Source organism: Streptomyces sp. WP-1, from assembly GCF_030450125.1.
Lineage (GTDB): Bacteria > Actinomycetota > Actinomycetes > Streptomycetales > Streptomycetaceae > Streptomyces > Streptomyces incarnatus.
Map to the genome: position 1 here is coordinate 2,344,844 of NZ_CP123923.1, position 20,589 is coordinate 2,365,432.

General features: G+C 73.6%; 17 protein-coding genes. 6 read left to right on the top strand and 11 right to left on the bottom strand.

The window, feature by feature from the left end; all coding sequences use genetic code 11:
- Position 1: 1 nt before the first annotated feature.
- The 4 genes from QHG49_RS09885 (at position 2) to QHG49_RS09900 (ending at position 3,721) form a co-directional block, all read left to right on the top strand.
- Positions 2-1,099 carry a beta-ketoacyl-ACP synthase III gene (locus tag QHG49_RS09885; protein WP_301488686.1) on the top strand — a complete coding sequence of 366 codons (1,098 nt, stop codon included), beginning with the start codon at positions 2-4 and terminating at the stop codon, positions 1,097-1,099.
- Entirely contained in the window at positions 1,096-1,368 is a 273-nt protein-coding gene (locus tag QHG49_RS09890; protein WP_145492572.1) for an acyl carrier protein, read from the top strand. Before QHG49_RS09885 ends, QHG49_RS09890 begins: the two co-directional genes overlap by 4 nt.
- On the top strand, positions 1,365-2,588 hold the full coding sequence (locus QHG49_RS09895) for a beta-ketoacyl synthase (protein WP_301488688.1): 1,224 nt from the start codon (positions 1,365-1,367) through the stop codon (positions 2,586-2,588). The genes QHG49_RS09890 and QHG49_RS09895 overlap by 4 nt, the downstream gene beginning before the upstream one ends.
- A gap of 128 nt (positions 2,589-2,716) precedes the next feature.
- The gene (locus QHG49_RS09900; RefSeq protein ID WP_201300677.1) at positions 2,717-3,721 is read left to right on the top strand and encodes a hypothetical protein; all 1,005 of its coding nucleotides are present in this window, start codon (positions 2,717-2,719) and stop codon (positions 3,719-3,721) included.
- Between the two features lie 187 nt (positions 3,722-3,908).
- Here QHG49_RS09900 and QHG49_RS09905 read toward each other — a convergent pair whose 3' ends face one another.
- From QHG49_RS09905 to QHG49_RS09915, 3 genes are read right to left on the bottom strand one after another with little or no spacing between them, the layout of a single operon-like run.
- Positions 3,909-4,217 carry an AzlD domain-containing protein gene (locus tag QHG49_RS09905; protein ID WP_111580776.1) on the bottom strand — a complete coding sequence of 103 codons (309 nt, stop codon included), beginning with the start codon at positions 4,215-4,217 and terminating at the stop codon, positions 3,909-3,911.
- Positions 4,214-4,993 carry an AzlC family ABC transporter permease gene (locus tag QHG49_RS09910; RefSeq protein WP_301488692.1) on the bottom strand — a complete coding sequence of 260 codons (780 nt, stop codon included), beginning with the start codon at positions 4,991-4,993 and terminating at the stop codon, positions 4,214-4,216. The genes QHG49_RS09905 and QHG49_RS09910 overlap by 4 nt, the downstream gene beginning before the upstream one ends.
- A gap of 23 nt (positions 4,994-5,016) precedes the next feature.
- The gene (locus QHG49_RS09915) at positions 5,017-5,940 is read right to left on the bottom strand and encodes an AraC family transcriptional regulator (RefSeq protein ID WP_301488694.1); all 924 of its coding nucleotides are present in this window, start codon (positions 5,938-5,940) and stop codon (positions 5,017-5,019) included.
- 110 nt (positions 5,941-6,050) lie between these two features.
- Between QHG49_RS09915 and QHG49_RS09920 the strand changes: the two genes are divergently transcribed.
- Together QHG49_RS09920 and QHG49_RS09925 are read left to right on the top strand one after the other, a co-directional pair.
- Positions 6,051-11,021 (top strand): ATP-dependent helicase, encoded by a 4,971-nt coding sequence (locus tag QHG49_RS09920; protein WP_301488697.1) that lies wholly within the window; start codon positions 6,051-6,053, stop codon positions 11,019-11,021.
- Between the two features lie 184 nt (positions 11,022-11,205).
- Positions 11,206-12,051 carry an Fpg/Nei family DNA glycosylase gene (locus tag QHG49_RS09925; protein ID WP_301488699.1) on the top strand — a complete coding sequence of 282 codons (846 nt, stop codon included), beginning with the start codon at positions 11,206-11,208 and terminating at the stop codon, positions 12,049-12,051.
- A gap of 35 nt (positions 12,052-12,086) precedes the next feature.
- Here QHG49_RS09925 and QHG49_RS09930 read toward each other — a convergent pair whose 3' ends face one another.
- The 8 genes from QHG49_RS09930 to QHG49_RS09965 form a co-directional block, all read right to left on the bottom strand.
- Positions 12,087-12,380, bottom strand: coding sequence for a hypothetical protein (locus tag QHG49_RS09930; protein ID WP_301488700.1), 294 nt, complete (start codon positions 12,378-12,380; stop codon positions 12,087-12,089).
- 59 nt (positions 12,381-12,439) lie between these two features.
- A complete protein-coding gene (locus QHG49_RS09935; RefSeq protein WP_145492561.1) occupies positions 12,440-12,910 on the bottom strand; it encodes a Dps family protein in 471 nt (156 codons plus the stop codon).
- A 264-nt stretch (positions 12,911-13,174) separates the two neighbouring features.
- On the bottom strand, positions 13,175-13,549 hold the full coding sequence (locus tag QHG49_RS09940) for a helix-turn-helix domain-containing protein (protein WP_070026017.1): 375 nt from the start codon (positions 13,547-13,549) through the stop codon (positions 13,175-13,177).
- A gap of 109 nt (positions 13,550-13,658) precedes the next feature.
- Positions 13,659-14,204: a CinA family protein gene (locus tag QHG49_RS09945; RefSeq protein WP_301488706.1), complete on the bottom strand. Its 546-nt coding sequence runs from the start codon at positions 14,202-14,204 to the stop codon at positions 13,659-13,661.
- Positions 14,201-15,016 carry a CDP-diacylglycerol--glycerol-3-phosphate 3-phosphatidyltransferase gene (gene pgsA, locus QHG49_RS09950; protein WP_301488708.1) on the bottom strand — a complete coding sequence of 272 codons (816 nt, stop codon included), beginning with the start codon at positions 15,014-15,016 and terminating at the stop codon, positions 14,201-14,203. The genes QHG49_RS09945 and pgsA overlap by 4 nt, the downstream gene beginning before the upstream one ends.
- Positions 15,013-16,485 (bottom strand): 30S ribosomal protein S12 methylthiotransferase RimO, encoded by a 1,473-nt coding sequence (rimO, locus tag QHG49_RS09955; RefSeq protein WP_301488710.1) that lies wholly within the window; start codon positions 16,483-16,485, stop codon positions 15,013-15,015. Before rimO ends, pgsA begins: the two co-directional genes overlap by 4 nt.
- A gap of 93 nt (positions 16,486-16,578) precedes the next feature.
- Positions 16,579-17,421, bottom strand: a complete 843-nt coding sequence (locus tag QHG49_RS09960) for a helix-turn-helix domain-containing protein (RefSeq protein WP_145492551.1) — start codon at positions 17,419-17,421, stop codon at positions 16,579-16,581.
- Positions 17,422-17,759: 338 nt separating this feature from the next.
- A complete protein-coding gene (locus QHG49_RS09965) occupies positions 17,760-20,561 on the bottom strand; it encodes a DNA translocase FtsK (RefSeq protein ID WP_301488714.1) in 2,802 nt (933 codons plus the stop codon).
- Between the last annotated feature and the right edge of the window lie 28 nt (positions 20,562-20,589).

Genomic DNA, 20,589 nt, shown 5'->3' on the forward strand with positions numbered 1-20,589 from the left:
CTTGGAACAAACCCTCGACACCCCCACGCACCCCCTGGACACCACCACCGCCGTCGTCACCGGCATCGGCGCCTGCCTCCCGCCGCGCGTGGTCGACAACGACACCGTGATCGCGCGCGGCGGGCTGCGCACGGACGACACCTGGATCAGGGAGCGCACCGGCATCGCGCGCCGGCGCCACGCGGACGCCGGGACCAGCACCGGGGACCTCGCCGTCGGCGCCGGACGGGCGGCCCTCGCCTCCGCCGGGGACCGGCGCCCCCAGATGCTGCTGCTGGCCACCGGCACGCCCGACCACCCCTGCCCGGCCACCGCGCCCGTCGTGGCGCACCGGCTCGGCCTGGACGGCATACCGGCCTTCGACCTCTCCGCGGTGTGCTCCGGCTTCCTGTACGCCCTGGCCATGGCGACCGCGCTGATCCGGTCCGGCACCTGCGCCGCGGTGCTGGTGATCGCCTCGGACACCTACACCACCATCGTCAACCCCCTCGACCGGGAGACCGCGCCGATCTTCGGGGACGGCGCGGGCGCGGTCCTCGTCACCGCGGGCCACGCCGACGAACCCGGCGCCGTGGGCGCCCTCGACCTGGGCTCCGACGGCAGCGGCGGCGATCTCATCACCATCCCCTACGGCGGCTCCCGGCACCCCCGCCGCCTGCCCGGCAGCGACCCGGACGGGCACTACTTCCGGATGCGGGGCCGCGCGGTGTACGCGCACGCGGTCCGCCGGATGACCCGGTCCGCCGCCGCCGCGCTGCACGGGGCCGGCTGGGCGCCGGAGACCGTACGGGCCTTCGTCGGCCACCAGGCCAACCAGCGCATCCTGGACTCGGTCGCGGACCGGCTGGGCATCGCCCCCGCTTACCGGTTCGGCAACATCGCCGACCTCGGCAACACCGCCGCCGCCTCCGTCCCGCTGGTGCTGGCCGATCCCTCGGTGCACGCCCGCGTCGAACCGGGCGCACGCGCGCTGCTGACCGCCTTCGGCGGCGGACTCACCTGGGCCTCGGCCGCCCTCAACTGGCCCGATGTCACCCCCTTGTCGGAACAACCGCACTTTGCCGACCACCCCTTCGCGTCTTCGAGGAGCGACTCGTGAACCGTGTCTACGACCGTCTTGTGACCCTGCTGCACAACAAGTTCGAGGTCCCCGCCGACCGCGTCGAGCCCACCGCCACCCTCGGCGAACTCGACCTGGACTCCCTTGCCGTGGTGGAGCTCTACGTCACCCTCCAGGAGGAGTGGGGCATCGCACTGGACGACTCGGCGGCGTCCGCGGAGCTGACCGTCGCCGAGGTGGCCGGCGCGGTGAGCGGACAACTGGGCCTGCCGGCCGAGCCGGTGCCGCACGACGGAAGCGGACGGTGAGCGACCGGATCGCCGTCACCGGGCTCGGACTGGTGACCCCGGGCGGCATCGGAGCCGGCCCCACCTGGGAGAGCCTGTGCGCGGGCGGCTCGGCGGCACGCGCCGATCCCGCCCTGGACGGCGGCCCGGTGGCCATGTCGTGCCGCGTGCCCCCGCCGGCCGCGGGTCCGGGCCGGCTGTGGCGGTTCGACCCCGCCACCCGCTTCCTGCTCACCGCCGCCCGGGAGGCCCTGGACAGCGCCGGTCTGGAACCGGCGGAGTGGGATGCGGCGCGGGTGGCGGTGGTCGTGGGCACGGCGGCGGGCGGGGTCGGCACGCTGGAGGCCCAGCACCGCAAGCTGCTCACCGCCGGTCACGGTGTCCTCTCCCCGATGACGCTGCCCGCGTTCCTGCCCAACATGGCGGCGGGCCAACTCGCCCTGGAACTGGGCACGACGGGCCCCTCGCTCCAGACCTCCACGGCCTGCGCCTCGGGCGCGACGGCCGCCGTCACGGCCTGCCTGCTGCTGGCCGCCGGCGCCTGTGACATCGCCGTGGCCGCCGGGACCGACGCCATGGTGACCCCGCTGTGCGCGTCCGCGTTCGCCAAACTCGGCGCCCTGTCCCGCCGGGAGCACGAACCCGAACACGCCTCGCGCCCCTTCGACAAGGACCGCGACGGCTTCGTCCTGGGGGAGGGCTGCGGCGTCCTGATCCTGGAGCGTGAGCCGCACGCACGGGCTCGCGGGGCCGTGCCGACGGCGCTGCTCACCGGCCACGGCAGCACCAGTGACGCCCACCATCCCACGGCGCCGCACCCCGAGGGGGCGGGGCTGCGGGCGGCCACCAGGGCGGCCCTGGCGGGCGCGGGCGCGGGCCCCGGCGACGTCGACCACATCAACGCCCACGGGACGAGCACGCGCCTGAACGACGCGGTGGAGGCGGCCGTGATCAGAGACCTCTACGCCCGCAGGCCGCCCTCGGTCACCTCGGCGAAGGGCGCCCTGGGGCACACCATGGGAGCGGCGGGCGCCATCGAGGCCGCCGTCACCGTCCTGACCATCGCGCACGGGACCGTGCCTCCCACGGCGAACTTCGCCGTCCCCGACGACACCACCGCCGGCCTGGACATCGTCACCCGCGCTCTCCGTGCCCAGTCCGTCCGCCTGGCCCTCAGCCACTCCCTGGGGTTCGGCGGCCACAACACGGTCCTCGCGTTCGCGGCGCCGTCGTACGCGTGACAAGGAAGGACATGGAACACAGGCACTCCAAGAGACCGTCAACTACGTGAACCCGGTACCCCGCTCCTGAGAGTGGGCCCCGCCCGGGACCGCTTGCCAGGACCGCGTTCCGTCCTACGGTCTGACGCATGGCCGAAACCGGAGCTTCCCCACTCCCCTGCACGCCCCCGGCGCGCTCCCCGCTCTTCAGCGCCGAGCAGTTCATGTGGCTCACCGCGCGCGTGCTGGAGCAGCGCCTTTTCGCGTACCACTTCCTGCGCGGCGCCCCGGACGCGGTGGAGGCGGCGCTGGACGCCTATCGCAACGAGGACGGCGGGTACGGGCACGCCCTGGAGCCCGATCTGCGCGGGCCCGTGAGCCAGCCCCTGCACACCGCCCACGCGCTGCGGGTCCTGGACGCCGTCGGGCGGTGCGGCGGGCAGCGCGTGGAGCGGGTGTGCCGCTATCTGACCTCCGTGTCGACGGCGGACGGCGCGCTGCCGGCGGTCCATCCGAGCGGGCGCGGGTATCCGGCGGCGCCGTTCGTCCAGGGCGCTCCCACGGGCTCGGACACGCCCGCCCACGCCGGCTCCCGCGGCTCGCTGCCCGCCACCGGCCCGGTGGTGGGGCTGCTGCACCGCAACGAGGTGTGGCACGCCTGGCTGTTCCGGGCCACCGACTTCTGCTGGCAGGCCGTGGCGAACCTGGAGAATCCGCGTCCTCACGAGGTGCTGGCCGCCGTGGCCTTCCTGGACTCCGTTCCCGACCGCCCGCGCGCGGAGGCCGCCGCGGACCGGCTCGGCCGCCTGGTGCGCGCACAGCGGCTCGCGGCGCTGGACCCGGCTCGCCCGGTGGTGCCCGGCCAGGCCGCGGGAGAGCGCCGTGTTCCCCAGCAGGCGGCGCACCGGGGCGAACCGGGGCCGCGCCACTTCCCGCACGATTTCGCCAGGAGCCCCGCCTCGCTCGCGCGCGCCTGGTTCACCGACGACGAGATGGCCCGCTCCCTCGACCACCTGGCCGCCGGGCAGCAGGAGGACGGCGGCTGGCCGCTCCGCCGCCGTCCCTGGGCAGCGGTCCCCGCGTTCGAGACACGCGCCATGGTGACGATCGAGGCGCTGTGCACCTTGCGGGCGTACGGCCGCTTCGTGGGCTGATCCGGCTCGAACCCGGCGCCGGGCCCTGGTGCCGACCCGTCCCGGTGCCGAGTCCGTCCCGGTGCCGAGTCCGGTCCGGTGCCGGGTACGACCTGGTGCCGGGTACGACCTGCTGTGCCGGTCCGGGCTCGGTGTCGGTGTCGGTCCGGACCCGATGGCGGTTCGAACCCGATGGCGGTACGACCGCTCAGCCGCCGAGGGCCCGGACGCCCGCCGTCACCAGGACGGCCGCGCCGACGACCACCAGGAACGGCGCCCGCAGCACCAGGGCCACGGCCGCCGCCCCGAGCCCCGCGGCCCTGGCGTCCAGCATCAGCGTGTGCCCCTGGGCGAACGTCTGCTGTGCGGTGAGCGCGGCGAGGAGGGCGACGGGCAGCAGCGCGGCGAGCCGCCGTACGACGGGCCGCTCGATGACATGCGCCGGTACCAGCAGGCCGGCGAGCTTGACGGCGTAGCAGCCGAGCACGGTCAGACCGATCGCGATCCAGGTGTTCACCGGCCCTCCTCCATGGCGTTGTCCCGCGAGATCGCGTCCCGGTCCTGTGGGTCACGGGGTCCGCGCCGCCCCGACACGAACAGGGCGAGCGGCGCGGCCAGCGCCGCCACCAGGACCGGCACACCGGCCGGGAGTACGGGCAGCAGGCCGAGCCCCAGCAGCACCGCGAGGCCCGCGACCGCCCGCTCGGCGGCCGTCCTCAGCATCGGCGCGAGCAGGGCCAGGAACACCGCGGGACCGGCCGCGTCCAGCCCCCAGGCGCGCGTGTCGCCGATGGCCTTGGCGCCCAGGGCGCCCAGCAGGGTGGTGAGGTTCCACAGCACGTAGAGGCTGACTCCGGTGACCGTGAAGCCGATCCGCGCGGCGCGCCGGGTGGGCTGCGCCAGGGTGACCGCCGTCGTCTCGTCGATCACCCACTGGGCGGCGAGGGGCCGCACCGCGCGCGGGAGGGCGAGGAGCTGGGAAAGACGCAGCCCGTAGAAGGCGTTGCGTACGCCGAGGAAGAAGGCCCCGGCCGCGGCGGTGTACGGGTTGCCCCCGGCGGCCAGCGCTCCGACCAGGGCGAACTGGGAGGCGCCGGTGAACACCAGAAGGCTGAGCGCGCAGGTCTGGAGAAGCCCGAGCCCGCCGCCGGCCGAGGTCACCCCGAAGGCGAATCCGGACAGTCCCACGGCGACGCCGACCCCGAGGGCGTCCCGTACGACCGCCGCGTCGGGCTTGGCCGCGCCGTCCGGCCCGTCCGCCCTGTCCACTGATGCTGTCTGCTGGTGTGTCACGCACGGGACGCTACGGGCGAACGTCAGTCCGAGTCTTGTACATTCTTGCGCCCCGGTGCGTCTGGGCGTCCGCGTACGCCGTTGCGCTCCCGCTGATAGGCGCCCGGGGGCACGCCGACGATGCGGGCGAAGTGGCGGTTGAGGTGCGGCTGGTCGGTGAAGCCCACGGCGACGGCCGCCTCGGCGGGCCGGGTGCCGGTGTCCAGGAGGAGCCGCGCGCGGCGCACCCGGGCGTCGGTCAGCCAGGCGTGCGGTGGCATGCCATAGCTGTCGCGGAAGGCCCGCAGCAGCGCGAACGGGCTGGTCCCGAGGTCGGTGGCGAGCCGCTCCAGGGTCGGCGGCTCGGCCATGCGCTCCTCCAGCACGGCCCGCGCGCGGGCCGCGATCCGGGCCCCGGCCGTGCGCGGCCGCCGTTCGGGCAGCGTGCCGCCGTTCAGCCGGAGCAGCCGTGTCACGGCGACCCGGAGCAGGGTGTCGGCGGCCAGCGCGTTGCCCTCCTCGGCGGCGCGGAGCACCTCGTGGACGAGGCGGACGGTGGCGGGGTCGTCGAGGACCGGGCTGATGAAGCCGGGGGCGCCGCGCAGGGTGCTGGTCTCCGCCGCTATCGCCGCCACCACCTCGGGCGCGGGGTAGACCGCGCCGTACCGCCAGCCCTCCGGTACCCCGGCCCGGCCGGTGTGCGGGGTGTCCGGGTTGACCAGCGCGAGGGCCCCCGCGCCCGCGGAGACGTCGGAGCCGCCGTGGTGGAACACCTCGACGCCGTCGGCGATGGCGGCGATCACGAAGTTCTCGTGGGTGTGCCGGACGAAGGTCTTGTGGACGTAGCGGGCGCGCAGCAGATCGACGCCGGGCAGTTCCTCGTAGCGCCAGTGCCGCGCCCGCTCCACCGCCCGTCCCGCCCGGTCGCGGGGCGGGCGGTCGTCCTGCCGTCCAGCCGTGCCTGCCATGGGCCCATTGTCCGCCGCGCCGGTCGCGTCCCGCCCCTCGCCCATCCCCCGACGGCGAGGCATTTGCGCAGGTCAGCACGATTGTCAGTGGTCGGGTGCAGGATGGACGCATGGTCAGCTCCGCGCATCGGGCCCTCGACGGCTTCTCCCCCGCGACCCGCGACTGGTTCACGGGGGCGTTCTCCGCGCCCACCGCGGCCCAGGCGGGCGCGTGGGGGGCCATCCAGGCGGGCTCGGACGTGCTCGTGGTCGCGCCGACCGGTTCCGGCAAGACACTGGCCGCGTTCCTCGCCGCCCTGGACCAGCTGGCCGCGGCCCCGCCCCCGGCCGACCCGAGGAAGCGCTGCCGGGTGCTGTACGTCTCGCCGCTGAAGGCCCTCGCGGTCGACGTCGAGCGCAATCTGCGCAGCCCGCTGACCGGCATCCGCCAGGAGTCGGTGCGCCTCGGCCTGCCGGAACCCGAGATCAAGGTCGGCATCCGCTCCGGCGACACCCCGGCCGCCGAGCGCCGCGCGCTGTCCACACGGCCGCCGGACATCCTGATCACCACCCCCGAGTCGCTCTTCCTGATGCTGACCTCGGCCACCCGCGACGCGCTCACGGGCGTGGAGACGGTGATCCTCGACGAGGTCCACGCGGTCGCGGGCACCAAGCGCGGCGCACATCTCGCGCTCACCCTGGAGCGCCTGGACGAACTGCTCCCCAAGCCGGCCCGCCGGATCGGCCTGTCGGCGACCGTGCGCCCGGTGGACGAGATCGCCCGCTATCTCTCGCCGCGCCGCAAGGTGGAGATCGTCCAGCCGGAGTCCGGCAAGGAGTTCGACCTCTCGGTGGTCGTGCCGATCGAGGACATGGGCGAGCTGGGCGGCTCCCCGGCCACCGACGCGGCCGACGGCGGGGAACGGCCGTCGATCTGGCCGCATGTGGAGGAGCGGATCGCCGACCTGGTCCAGGCGCACCGCTCCACCATCGTCTTCGCCAACTCCCGCCGCCTGGCCGAGCGCCTGTGCAACCGGCTCAACGAGATCGCGTACGAGCGCGCGACGGGCGAGCCGCTGGCGGAGCACCACTCCCCCGCCCAGCTGATGGGCGGCTCGGGCGCGGCCCAGGGCGCGCCCCCGGTGATCGCCCGGGCGCACCACGGCTCGGTGTCCAAGGAGCAGCGCGCGCTGGTCGAGGAGGACCTGAAGGCGGGCCGGCTGCCCGCCGTGGTCGCCACGTCCAGCCTGGAGCTGGGCATCGACATGGGCGCCGTCGATCTCGTCGTCCAGGTGGAGTCGCCGCCCTCGGTGGCCTCCGGCCTCCAGCGTGTCGGCCGCGCCGGGCACCAGGTGGGCGCCGTCTCCACCGGTGTGGTCTTCCCCAAGTACCGGGGCGATCTGGTGCAGGCGGCCGTGGTGACCGAGCGGATGCGTTCGGGCGCCATCGAGTCCCTGCGGGTGCCCGCGAACCCGCTGGACGTGCTCGCCCAGCAGCTCGTCGCCATGACGGCCCTGGACACCTGGCAGTTCGACGACCTGCTCGCCATGGTCCGCCGCGCGGCCCCCTTCGCCTCGCTCCCGGAGTCGGCGTTCACCGCGGTCCTCGACATGCTCGCGGGCCGCTACCCCTCGGACGCGTTCGCGGAACTGCGCCCCCGGGTGGTGTGGGACCGCGTGGCCGGCACCGTCACCGGCCGCCCCGGCGCCCAGCGGCTGGCCGTCACCTCCGGCGGCACCATCCCGGACCGCGGCCTGTTCGGGGTCTTCCTCGCCGGCAGCGACCCCAAGAAGGGCGGCGGCCGGGTCGGCGAGTTGGACGAGGAGATGGTCTACGAGTCCCGCGTGGGCGACGTCTTCACCCTGGGCACGAGTACCTGGCGCATCGAGGACATCACCCGCGACCGGGTCCTGGTCTCCCCCGCCCCCGGCATGCCGGGCCGGCTGCCGTTCTGGAAGGGCGACCAGCTGGGCCGCCCGCTCGAACTGGGCCGCGCGGTGGGCGCGTTCCTGCGCGAGGTCGGCTCGCTGTCCGAGGACGACGCCCGGCTGCGGCTGCTCACCGCGGGCCTGGACGCGTGGGCGGCGGACAACGTACTGGCGTATCTGCGGGAGCAGCGCGAGGCCTGCGGCCATGTCCCGGACGACCGTACGATCGTCGTGGAGCGCTTCCGGGACGAACTGGGCGACTGGCGGGTCGTCGTCCACTCCCCCTTCGGCGCCCAGGTGCACGCCCCCTGGGCGCTCGCGCTCGGCGCCCGGCTGTCCGAGCGGTACGGCATGGACGCCCAGGTGATGCACGCGGACGACGGCATCGTGCTGCGCCTGCCCGACGCCGACCTGATGAGCCTGGACCTGCTCGACCAGGAGCCCATGAAGCCGGGCGCGCCCTTCCCCGCGGACGGCGAGCAGCCGCCCGTGGGCGCGGCGGACGTCGCCTTCGACAAGGGCGAGGTCGACCAGGTGGTCACCGAACAGGTCGGCGGCTCGGCCCTGTTCGCCTCCCGGTTCCGGGAATGCGCCGCGCGCGCCCTGCTGCTGCCGCGCCGCAGCCCCGGCAAGCGCACCCCGCTGTGGCAGCAACGCCAGCGCGCCTCCCAACTGCTCCAGGTGGCGAGCGAGTTCGGCTCGTTCCCGATCGTCCTGGAGGCCGTCCGCGAATGCCTCCAGGACGTCTTCGACGTACCGGGCCTGGCCGAACTGATGGGCGACATCGAGTCCCGCAAGGTCCGCCTGGTCGAGGTCACCACCCCGGAGCCGTCCCCCTTCGCCCGTTCCCTCCTGTTCGGGTATGTCGCCCAGTTCCTGTACGAGGGCGATTCCCCGCTGGCCGAGCGCCGGGCCGCCGCGCTCTCCCTGGACTCCCATCTGCTGGCCGAACTGCTCGGACAGGCCGAGCTGCGCGAGCTGCTGGACGCCGAGGTGCTGACCGAGCTGGAGCGCGAACTCCAGTGGCTCACCGAGGACCGCCGGATCAAGGACGTGGAGGGCGTCGCCGATGTGCTGCGGCTGCTCGGCCCGCTCACCGAGGCCGAGTTGGTCGCGCGGGGCGCCGATCCGCACTGGGTGCGGGAGCTGGCCGGGGCCCGCCGGGCGATCAAGGTCCGGATCTCCGGCGCCGACCACTGGGCGGCGATCGAGGACGCGGGCCGGCTGCGCGACGCGCTCGGCACCGCCCTGCCCGTCGGCGTCCCCGAGGCCTTCACCGAACCGGTCAAGGACCCCCTCGGCGACCTCCTCGCGCGCTATGCCCGTACCCACGGCCCGTTCACCTCAGCCACCGCCGCCGACCGCTTCGGCCTGGGCGCCGCGGTCACCGACGGCGCCCTCCAGCGGCTCGCCGCGAGCGGCCGGGTGGTGCAGGGCGAGTTCCATCCGGCGGGCATCGGCCAGGAGTGGTGCGACGCCACGGTGCTCCGACGGCTGCGCCGCCGCTCCCTGGCGGCCCTGCGGCAGGAACTGGAGCCCGTACCGCCCGCCGCGCTCGGCCAGTTCCTGCCGCAGTGGCAGCACATCGGCAAGGGCCACGGCCTGCGGGGCGTCGACGGACTGGTGCGCGCCGTCGAGCAGTTGCAGAGCGCCTCGGTGCCCGCCTCCGCGCTGGAGAAGCTGGTCCTGCCGTCCCGGGTGGCGAACTACACGCCGTCGATGCTGGACGAGTTGACCGCGGCCGGCGAGGTGGTGTGGGCCGGCGCGGGCGCGCTGCCCGGCAAGGACGGCTGGGTCTCCCTCTATCTGGCGGACGCGGCACCGCTGTTGCTCCCGCCGCCGCACCCGCTGGAGCTGACCGCGCTCCACCAGTCCGTCCTGGACGCGCTGTCCGGTGGCTACGGCCTGTTCTTCCGGCAGATCGCCGACCAGGTCCGCGCCACCACGCATCCCGACGCCACCGATCCCCAACTGGCCGACATCCTCTGGGACCTGGCCTGGTCGGGCCGGCTCACCAACGACACGCTGGCGCCGATGCGTTCCCTGCTGGGCTCGGGCCGTACGGCGGGTTCGACCGCCCACCGCGCCAAGCGCGCCGTGCCGCGCGGGCGCTACGGCTCACTGACGGCCGCGGCGCGTACGGCCTCCCGTACCGGCCCGCCGACCGTCGCGGGACGCTGGTCCCTGCTGCCCGCGGCCGAGCCGGACCCCACCGTGCGCGCGCACGCCCTGGCCCGCACCCTGCTGGACCGGCACGGCGTGGTGACCCGGGGCGCGGTCGCCGCGGAGGGCGTGGAGGGCGGCTTCTCGGCGGTGTACCGGGTGCTGTCCGCCTTCGAGGACAGCGGCCAGGCCAGGCGCGGTTACGTGGTCGAGGGGCTCGGCGCGGCCCAGTTCGCCATGGACGGCGCGGTGGACCGGCTGCGCGCGGTGTCCACCGCGCGGGACCGGGGCGAGTCCCTGCCCGCCCCGGCGGGCGGCTTCCCGGCACCCGGGTTCACCGGTCCGAACGGCTTCCCGGGCGTCGACGGCGATCCGCACGGCCACAGCCCGTCCCCTTCCGGCGCCGACGCGGGCTTCGCCCACCCCGGTCTCGACGGCGACTTCACCTGGCCACCGGCCGACGCCGGTGGCCACGACTCCCCCCGCGACCTCACCGACCCCTTCTCCGCCCCCGGCTACGGCGGCCCACGGGGCGGCGGCGGATCCACCGGTTATGGTTCGGGCTCCCCCTGGGGGGACCGGGGCCCGCAGCGGAGTCGCGGCCGGGACCGCTCCCCCGACTCCCGTGCCGTCGTCCTCGCCGCGGCGGACCCGGCGAACGCCTACGGCGCGGCCCTGTCCTGGCCCGAGCCGCCGACGGGCGCCGGGCACAAGCCGGGCCGCAAGGCGGGTTCCCTGGTCGTCCTGGTGGAGGGCGAGCTGACCCTGTACATGGAGCGCGGCGGCAAGACCCTCCTCGCCTGGCCGATCGCTCCGGACACCGGCGCCACGGACGACCCCCGGCTGCGTTCGGCCGCCGAAGCCCTGGCCGCCGCCGCCCGCGCCGGCTCCCTCGGCACGGTCACCGTGGAACGGATCAACGGCACCCCGGCCCTGACCTCCCCCATCGGCACCCTGCTGGAGGCGGCGGGCTTCGTGGCCACACCACGGGGGCTGCGCCTGAGGGCGTGAGCCCGGGAGGGGCGGGAGCCGAGGGGCAGAAAAGCCGGACACGTCCGGCCGACCGCCGTACCGAGGGCCTCCAGCCCACTCCAGAAGGCCGCCCCCAGCCCCTCCAGAAGGTCACCCCCCATCCCCCTCCACCAACGCCCTCTCCCCGCCCACCCCGCCTCCCTCCCCATGGCACCCTTGTCCCATGCCCGAAGGTGACACGGTCTGGCAGGCCGCGCGGCGGTTGCACGAGGCGCTCGCGGGTGAGGTGCTCACCCGTAGCGACTTCCGGGTGCCGAAATACGCGACCGCCGATCTCACCGGCCGCCGGGTACTGAGCACGGTTCCGCGCGGCAAACACCTGCTCACCCGCTTCGAGGGCGGCCTGACCCTGCACACACATCTGCGCATGGAGGGCGCGTGGAAGGTGTACGGCACGGGCGAGCGCTGGCGTGGCGGTCCCGGGTACCAGATCCGCGTGATCCTCGGCACCTTCGACCGCACGGCCGTCGGTTACCGCCTCCCCGTGCTCGAACTGCTGCGCACCACCGAGGAGGAGCGGGTGGTGGGCCACCTCGGCCCCGATCTGCTCGGCCCCGACTGGGATCCGGAGCGCGCGCTGGCCAATCTGCGCACGGACCCCGCCCGCCCCCTCGGCGAGGCCCTGCTCGACCAGCGCAATCTGGCCGGGATCGGCAACGTCTACAAGAGCGAGCTGTGCTTCCTGCTCGGCGTCACCCCCTGGCTGCCGGTCGGCGCGCTCCCCGCAGACCGCGCCGAGAAGCTGCCCGGCCTCGCGCACCGGCTGCTGGAGGCCAACCGCGAGCGCCCGGTCCGACAGACCACGGGCCTGCGCCACCAGGACCTGTTCGTGTACGGCCGCGCGCCCCGCCCCTGTCTGCGCTGCCGCACCCAGGTCCGCGTGGCCGACCAGGGCGACGGCTCCCAGGAACGCCCCACCTACTGGTGCCCCACCTGCCAGACCGGCCCCGCCCCGGCGCCGGGCACCCCCCAGCGCCGGCGCGAGCGGCACCGTCGTACCCCCGGCTGACGCACCCGACCGACACGCCCGCCGAACCCGACGGCTCACGGCTCGGGGACTTCCCCCGTACGCCCCCGCAGGGGCAGCCCGTCGGCGTCGGTACCGGTACCGGCCTCCCCCGCCCGCCATGCCGTAGCCCACCGCCCCGGGGCCAACGCCCCCTCCGCCTTCTCCTTGGGCGCGCAGTGGACCGGCAGCACGCTGAGCCCCCAGCCGCCGGCCGCGACGGCGGCTTCCAGCACGCCCGCGCCCTGCCCGAGGGCGAGCCGCAGTACGGCCCACCACCAGAGCGCGCCGCATGCCAGCGCCAGCGTCCGGCGCACCGCCCGCCCCGTCATGCGCGCCACCTCCCGCCGGACGCCGGCTCGCACCCGCTACCCGGCGGCACCGGCGGACGCTACGCGTTCTCCGCCTGGAACATCCAGTGATGCTTCTCCAGGTCGGCGGTTATCTGGATGAAGATGTCCTGGGACACCGGGTCCGGCTCCTCGGTGGTGTGCACGCGCTCCCGCATCCGGGTGATGACGGAGCCGAGGGCGTCCACCATCGCCCCGACCGCGTCCCCGTCCTTGATCCAGCCGGACGGGGTGGTCTTGATGCCGCTGGTCGAGGAAACCGTGGCGGCGCGGCCGTCGGGCGGGACGCCCAGCGCGGAGGCCCGCTCGGCCACCGTGTCGGAGTGGGTGCGGGCGGAGGCGACGACCTCGTCCAGCTGGAGGTGGATGGAACGGAAGCGGGGCCCGACGACGTTCCAGTGGATCTGCTTGGCGACCAGGGACAGGTCCACCAGGTCGACCAGGGCGCCTTGCAGCGCCTCGGCCACGGCCTTCAGGTCCGCGTCGGCCAACGGGCTCTTCACGACGTACATCCGTTTCCTCCGGCGCTCCGACGACCCCCACGGCCGTCATGTCCCTCCACCATGACCGCCCCACCCAAACCCGGCAAACGGACGCATCGGAGCGCATACATACACACATACGGATGTACAGCACCGGGCGCATACGGGCGTACGGCACGAGGCCCCGGCCACGCTTCCCGGGGATCTTCCCGAGAAGCCCGGCCGGGGCCTCGTCCATGTCTGGCTGTGTCTGGCTGTGTCTGGCTGTGCCCGTCGGGCGCGGCGCCGCGTAGATCAGGCGGCGACCACGTCCACCGCCTTCGCGGGTGCCTTGATGGTCACCCGTTCCGGTGGCACACCGGTCACCGAGACGGAACCCAGCATCGGACGGACCGGCGTGGGTACGGGCTCGGTGGCCGCGGCGGACTGGGCCAGCTCGGCGAGCGCCAGTTCGTCGCTCACTTCACGCATGAGTTCCGACATCCGTACGTCCAGCGCGTCGCAGATGGCGGAGAGCAGCTCGGAGGAAGCCTCCTTCTGCCCCCGCTCCACCTCGGAGAGATAGCCGAGTGAGACTCGGGCGGACGAGGAGACTTCGCGCAGAGTACGGCCCTGGCGTTGGCGCTGCCGACGCAGCACGTCACCCAGCAGGCGACGGAGCAGAATCATCGGTGGCTCCCTCCTCGGACCGCGTAGCCGCATCCTTCTCGCCCCACCGTACCGCCTCGCGCTGCGGCCGTGCGGGGAGCGATGTCGTGTTCACTCAGGGCTGCAAACATCAAAACCCCCCGTTCCGTTCCGTATCCTGCGTCCGCTCATTCCCGAACTGTTCGCCCGCGATCCGCTCCAGGAGCAGGGCGAGTACGCTCCGTACACTCTCTCTACGGATTTCCGTACGGCTGCCGTTCAACCGCAGGGCCTCCACTTTTCCGCCACCGGCGGAGGGCGCGGGGGGCGTCAGCGGCCCGTCAGCGGCCACGAAGACCGTGCCGACCGGCTGCCCGTCCTGCGGGTCGGGTCCCGCGACCCCGGTGGTCGCGATGCCCCAGTCGGCGTCCAGAGCCTTGCGCACCCCGGCCGCCATCTCGGCCGCGACCTGCGGATCCACCGCTCCGCACCGCTCCAGCAGGGCGGCGTCGACGCCCAGCAGCCGGTGCTTGAGTTCCGTGGCGTAGGCGGTGACCGAGCCCCGGAACACCTTGGAGGCTCCGGGTACCGCGGTGATCTCCGCCGCCACCAGGCCACCCGTGAGCGACTCGGCGACCGCGAGGGTCTCGCCCCTCACTGTCAGTAGTCGCACCAGTTCGGTGGCCGGGGAACTCACGCTTCCGTCTCCTCCAACGCCGCCGCGCGCTCGGCGATTCCCTGCCTGCGCAGCACAATGGCTTGTCTTACATAGTCGAGACCGGTGACGACGGTCAGGACGACCGCCGCTGCCATCACCCAGAACCGCAGGGTGGCCAGCCACCCGGTGAGCGCCAGCACATACATGCCGACGGCCACGCCCTGGGTCAGGGTCTTCAGCTTGCCGCCGCGGCTGGCCGGGATCACGCCGTAGCGAATGACCAGAAAACGCATCAGTGTGATGCCGAGTTCCCGGCCGAGGATCACGATCGTCACCCACCACGGCAGATCGCCGAGGGAGGACAGACAGATCAGCGCCGCCCCCATGATCGCCTTGTCGGCGATGGGGTCGGCGATCTTCCCGAAGTCGGTGACCAGGTTGTAGGTGCGCGCGAGATGACCGTCGAACAGGTCGGTGATCATCGCGACGGCGAAGGCCGCCCAGGCCAGCGAGCGCCAGGCCGGGTCGTAGCCGCCGTTCGCCAGCATCAGCGCCACGAAACCCGGCACCAGGACCAGCCGGAGCATGGTCAGCAGATTGGCGACGTTCCACACGCTCGCCTGGTTGACCGCCGCGGCCGTGATCTTGCCACCGCGCGCGGGCCTGCCCTCGGCCGTGGCGTCGGCGCCGGCGGGGCGGCCGGGAGCAGACGGGCCGGCCGGAGCGGACCGGCCGGGGGCGGACGCGGGACCGGAGACCTCGGACGCAACGCCGTCGGCAGCGGCGGCGGTGCCCCGCGCGCCCTGCGCGCCGGAGGAGCCGCCCGCGGCGGATGCCGGGACTCCGGTCATCTGCCCGCCTCCTCACTACACGCGAGCGAGCCGGTCAGCGGCTCGGCCACCAGGTCGACACCCTCCGTACCGACCACCTTCGCCTCGACCATACGTCCCACGGCGAGGCCCTCGCCGCTCGTGAGCAGCACCTGGCCGTCGGTCTCGGGCGCCTGGTGCGCGGCGCGGCCGTACACGCCCTCCACCTCGTCCACCGACTCCACCATGACGTGCACGCTCTCGCCGACGCGCTCCTCGGCGCGCTGCGAGACCAGCTCCTCGGCGAGCCGGGAGATGTGGGCCAGCCGCTCGGCCACGACGTCCTCGTCCAGCTTGTTGTCGTACGTGGCCGCCTCGGTGCCCTCCTCGTCGGAGTAGCCGAAGACGCCGATGGCGTCCAGGCGGGCGCCGTTCAGGAAGCGCTCCAGCTCGGCGAGGTCCCCCTCGCTCTCGCCGGGGAAGCCGACGATGAAGTTGGAGCGCACACCGGCCTCGGGGGCCTTGGAGCGGATGGTGTCGAGCAGTTCCAGGAAGCGGTCGGTGTCGCCGAAGCGGCGCATGGAGCGCAGCACGGCGGGCGCCGAGTGCTGGAAGGAGAGGTCGAAGTACGGCGCGATCTTGGGCGTCGAGGTCAGTACGTCGATCAGCCCGGGGCGCATCTCGGCCGGCTGGAGGTAGCTCACCCGGATCCGCTCGATGCCGTCGATCCCGGCCAGTTCGGGCAGCAGGGACTCCAGCAGGCGGATGTCGCCGAGGTCCTTGCCGTACGACGTGTTGTTCTCGGAGACCAGCATGATCTCCTTCACGCCCTGCTCGGCCAGCCAGCGGGACTCGTTGAGCACATCGCTGGGGCGGCGGGAGATGAAGGAGCCGCGGAAGGACGGGATGGCGCAGAAGGAGCAGCGCCGGTCGCAGCCGGAGGCGAGCTTCACCGAGGCGACCGGGGCGCCGTCCAGCCGGCGGCGCAGGGGCGCGCGGGGGCCCGAGGCGGGCGCCAGGCCCTCGGGCAGGTCGGTGGGGCCGTGGCCGGGCAGCGCGACCGAGGCGGCCTGGTCCTGGCGCTCGGCCGGGCTGATCGGCAGCAGCTTGCGGCGGTCGCGCGGGGTGTGCGAGGCGTGGATGCCGCCGGACAGGATGGTCTGGAGGCGGTCGGAGATGTCGGTGTAGTCGTCGAAGCCGAGCACGCCGTCGGCCTCGGGGAGCGCCTCGGCCAGTTCCTTGCCGTACCGCTCGGCCATGCAGCCCACCGCCACGACGGCCCGGGTTCTGCCGTGGCCCTTGAGGTCGTTGGCCTCCAGGAGGGCGTCGACGGAGTCCTTCTTGGCGGCCTCGACAAAGCCACAGGTGTTCACGACGGCGACGTCGGCGTCCTCGGCGTCCTCGACCAGCTGCCAGCCGTCCGCCTCCAAACGGCCTGCGAGCTCCTCGGAATCCACCTCGTTACGAGCGCAGCCGAGAGTGACGAGTGCGACGGTACGGCGTTCAGGCATGGGCTCAAGAGTACTTTGTCTCACCGACAGCCCCTGTCGACGGGGTTGGCCGACGTCGGCCGACCCCGTCGGCGGGGCGCGCGGCGGGCCGGATCAGCCCGCGACCGGGTCGCCCTTGGTGTACGTCAGGCGCTCCACGGCGCCGGGCCGGAAGTTGTCCTCGATCTTCTTGCCGTTCACATACAGCTCGATCGCGCCGGCGTCGCCGAGGATCAGGTTGATCTTGGCGCTGTCCTGGAAGGTCTTGGACTGGCCCTTGTCCAGCAGGCCGTCGAAGAGCATCCGCCCGTTGTGGTCCTTGGCCGAGATCCAGCTGCGTCCGTTGGGCGCGCTGACCTGCACGGTGACCTTGTCCTGCGGAGCGGCCGCGATGGCGCTGTCACTGGGCTCCGGAGCCGGGTCGACGGGCTTGGCCTTGGTGGGCGCGGGCGAGGCGGCCTTGCCGGCGGCGGACGCGGAGCCCTCGGCGAGCTGCGACTTGGAGTCGCTTCCGCCGTCGCCGCCCTTGACCGCGGTGAAGCCGACGAAACCGATCACCACGACGATCGCGGCGACCATCGCCGCGGTCCAGTTGGGGCCCCGGCGCTCGGGGCGGATCCGCTCGGCCTCGAACAGGGGTGCGGCGGGGGTGGGCGCGGGCCGGCCACCGTGCTCGGCGTCGTACTGGGCGACCAACGGCTCGGGATCGAGATGGACGGCCCTGGCCAGGTTTCGGATGTGGCCGCGCGCGTACACGGCACCGCCGCAGGGGCCGAAGTCGTCCGCCTCGATGGCGTGCACGATGGCGAGGCGGACACGAGTGGCGCTGCTGACGTCGTCCACGGTGAGCCCGGCCGCGATCCGCGCCTGATGGAGGGCACGGCCCACGGAGATTCGGGCTTCCTGGGACTCGTCTGGGAAGGGACGCTCGTCTTCAGGGGAGTTGCCGATGGACACGGGGGCGCCTTTCGAGCGTGTAGCCACCTGTGCTGGAAGCTCAGTCTAGGGGGGGTACGAAAGGGTGGGGCAACCGGGCGGTAGGAACTTCTACGCCATCGGAATGGCCCGACACTCCGAGGGCTGGACAGGCGGATACCCCGAGATGGGGACGCTTACCTGTCCTCTCGCTCAACTTGACGTAGGACAAAGGGAAACGGTTGCCCGCCGCTCTCTAACGGGTGGATCACGGCGGGCACGGACGCAGCACGACGGCACGGCTCGATCACGCCGGAACGAAGGCATCACGGCGGACCTCCGCCCGGCGTTCGTCGTGCGGAACCGGGCGGCTCTTATTACTATCCCTCGGATTCGCCGCGAATCACGGCGAGCACGCCGTCGAGATCGTCGGGTTTCACCAGAACGTCACGCGCCTTGGATCCCTCGCTGGGTCCCACGATGTTGCGGGACTCCATGAGGTCCATCAGCCGGCCGGCCTTGGCGAAGCCGACGCGCAGCTTGCGCTGGAGCATGGACGTGGACCCGAACTGGGTGGACACCACGAGTTCGGCCGCCTGGCACAACAGGTCCAGGTCGTCGCCGATGTCCTCGTCGATCTCCTTCTTCTGCTTGGTGCCGACCGTGACGTCTTCCCGGAAGACCGGCGTCATCTGCGCCTTGCAGTGCCGTACGACCTCCGCGACCTCCTCCTCGGTCACGAAGGCGCCCTGCATACGGGTCGGCTTGTTGGCGCCCATCGGCAGGAAGAGGCCGTCGCCCTTGCCGATCAGCTTCTCGGCGCCGGGCTGGTCGAGGATGACGCGGGAGTCGGCCAGCGAGGAGGTGGCGAAAGCGAGCCGGGAGGGCACATTGGCCTTGATCAGACCGGTGACCACGTCGACGGAGGGGCGCTGGGTGGCGAGCACCAGGTGGATGCCGGCGGCGCGCGCGAGCTGGGTGATGCGCACGATCGAGTCCTCGACGTCGCGCGGGGCGACCATCATCAGGTCGGCCAGCTCGTCCACGATCACCAGCAGGTACGGGTACGGCTGGAGCTCGCGCTCGCTGCCCTCCGGCGGCTTGGCCCTGCCCTCGCGCACGGCCCGGTTGAAGTCGTCGATGTGCCGGAAGCCGTAGGCCGCGAGGTCGTCGTAGCGCAGGTCCATCTCGCGCACCACCCACTGGAGCGCCTCGGCGGCCCGCTTGGGGTTGGTGATGATCGGTGTGATCAGGTGCGGGATGCCCTCGTAGGCGGTCAGCTCGACCCGCTTGGGGTCGACCAGGATCATCCGCACGTCCTCCGGGGTCGCCCGCATCATGATCGAGGTGATCAGGCAGTTGATGCAGGACGACTTGCCGGAGCCGGTGGCGCCGGCGACCAGCATGTGCGGCATCTTCGCCAGCGAGTGCATGACGTAGCCGCCCTCGACGTCCTTGCCGAAGGCGACCAGCATCGGGTCGTCGTCCTCGGCGGACTCCGCGAGCCGCAGCACGTCGCCGAGGTTGACCATCTCCCGGTCGGTGTTCGGGATCTCGATGCCCACCGCGGACTTGCCGGGGATGGGGCTGATGATCCGCACGTCCGGGCTGGCGACGGCGTACGCGATGTTCTTGGTGAGCGCGGTGATCCGCTCCACCTTCACGGCCGGGCCGAGCGCGACCTCGTAACGGGTGACCGTCGGACCGCGGGTGAAGCCGGTGACGGCCGCGTCGACCTTGAACTCGGTGAAGACCTGGGTGAGCGAGGCGACTATGGCGTCGTTGGCCTCGCTGCGCACCTTGCCGGGTCCGCCGCGCTGGAGCAGGTCCAGGGCGGGCAGCGAGTAGGTGATGTCGCCGGCCAGCTGCAGCTGCTCCGCGCGCGCGGGCAGCTCGCGCGGCTCCTCGGGGGCCTTCTTCGTGAGGTCGGGTACGACGGAGCCCCTGCCCTGCTCCGGGCGGGCGGCCGGGACCGGCTTGGCGGGCGGGGCCGCGGCCTTGGCGGCGGGCTCGGCGGCGGCCGGCCCGGCGTCCGGGGTCGCGGTCTCCTCGGCAGCGGGGACCGGCGTGGTCTCCTCGCGGTCGCCGACGCTGACGCCCTGGGTGAGATCGGCGACCAGCGGGGACGGCGGCAGGCCGTGCTGCACGGCGCCGTCGAGCGCGGCGGCAGCGGCGGCGGCCACGTCCACGGCGTCCATCCGGCGCCGCGGGTCCGGCTGGGGCACCGCGGAGCGCCTGGGGCGCCCGCGACGGCTGGAGAGGGCCTCTTCCTCGGCCTCGTCGGGGTCGTACGCCCGGGGGCCGCCCGAGCGGCCGCGGGAGCGCGCGGGCAGCGCCTCGCGCCACTGCTCCTCGTAGCGCTCGTCGTCCTCGCCGTACTCCTCCGGCTCGTGCTCGTGCAGCACGCCGAGGCGCACCCCGAGGGCGCGCAGCCGCTGCGGGATGGCGTTGACGGGGGTGGCGGTCACCACGAGCAGTCCGAAGACGGTCAGCAGCACCAGCAGCGGCACGGCGAGCATCTCGGTCACGGTGTACGTCAGCGGGGTGGCCGCCGCCCAGCCGATGAGGCCGCCGGCGTCCCTTATGGCCTGCATGCCGTCGCTGCGGGCGGGCGAGCCGCACGCGATGTGGACCTGGCCGAGCACCCCGATCAGCAGCGCGGACAGGCCGATCACGATCCGCCCGTTGGCCTCCGGCTTCTCCGGGTGCCGGATGAGTCGTACGGCGATCACCGCGAGCAGTATCGGCACCAGCAGGTCGAGCCGGCCGAAGGCGCCGGTGACCAGGATCTCCACCAAGTCGCCGACGGGGCCCTTGAGGTCGGCCCAGGTGCCGGCGGCGACGATCAGCGCGATGCCGAACAGCAGCAGCGCCACGCCGTCCTTGCGATGGGCCGGGTCGAGGTTCTTGGCGCCCTGCCCTATGCCGCGGAAGACGGCGCCGACCGCGTGCGCGAGTCCGAGCCAGAGGGCGCGCGCCAGGCGGTACACGCCCCCCGTGGGGCTGGGCACCGGCCTCGGCGGCGCCTTCCTGACCGGGGCCGTGCGGGCGGGCGCCTTCTTCGCGGGCGCCTTCCTGGCCGGGGCCTTCTTCGCGGCGACGGCCTTCTTCGCCGGGCCCTTCGCGGGAGCGGCAGCCTTCTTCGCGGGCTGCTTCTTGGCTGCGGAGGGACGTGAGGCCATGGGTGTGAGGTTACCGGGGGAGACGACG

Excerpts from the sequence above, each read along its gene's own strand:
- QHG49_RS09900 (WP_201300677.1), top strand. The coding sequence starts at position 2,717 with ATGGCCGAAACCGGAGCTTCCCCACTCCCCTGCACGCCCCCGGCGCGC.
- QHG49_RS09915 (WP_301488694.1), bottom strand. The coding sequence starts at position 5,940 with ATGGCAGGCACGGCTGGACGGCAGGACGACCGCCCGCCCCGCGACCGG.
- QHG49_RS09920 (WP_301488697.1), top strand. The coding sequence starts at position 6,051 with ATGGTCAGCTCCGCGCATCGGGCCCTCGACGGCTTCTCCCCCGCGACC.
- QHG49_RS09925 (WP_301488699.1), top strand. The coding sequence starts at position 11,206 with ATGCCCGAAGGTGACACGGTCTGGCAGGCCGCGCGGCGGTTGCACGAG.
- QHG49_RS09930 (WP_301488700.1), bottom strand. The coding sequence starts at position 12,380 with ATGACGGGGCGGGCGGTGCGCCGGACGCTGGCGCTGGCATGCGGCGCG.
- QHG49_RS09935 (WP_145492561.1), bottom strand. The coding sequence starts at position 12,910 with ATGTACGTCGTGAAGAGCCCGTTGGCCGACGCGGACCTGAAGGCCGTG.
- QHG49_RS09940 (WP_070026017.1), bottom strand. The coding sequence starts at position 13,549 with ATGATTCTGCTCCGTCGCCTGCTGGGTGACGTGCTGCGTCGGCAGCGC.
- pgsA (WP_301488708.1), bottom strand. The coding sequence starts at position 15,016 with ATGACCGGAGTCCCGGCATCCGCCGCGGGCGGCTCCTCCGGCGCGCAG.
- rimO (WP_301488710.1), bottom strand. The coding sequence starts at position 16,485 with ATGCCTGAACGCCGTACCGTCGCACTCGTCACTCTCGGCTGCGCTCGT.
- QHG49_RS09965 (WP_301488714.1), bottom strand. The coding sequence starts at position 20,561 with ATGGCCTCACGTCCCTCCGCAGCCAAGAAGCAGCCCGCGAAGAAGGCT.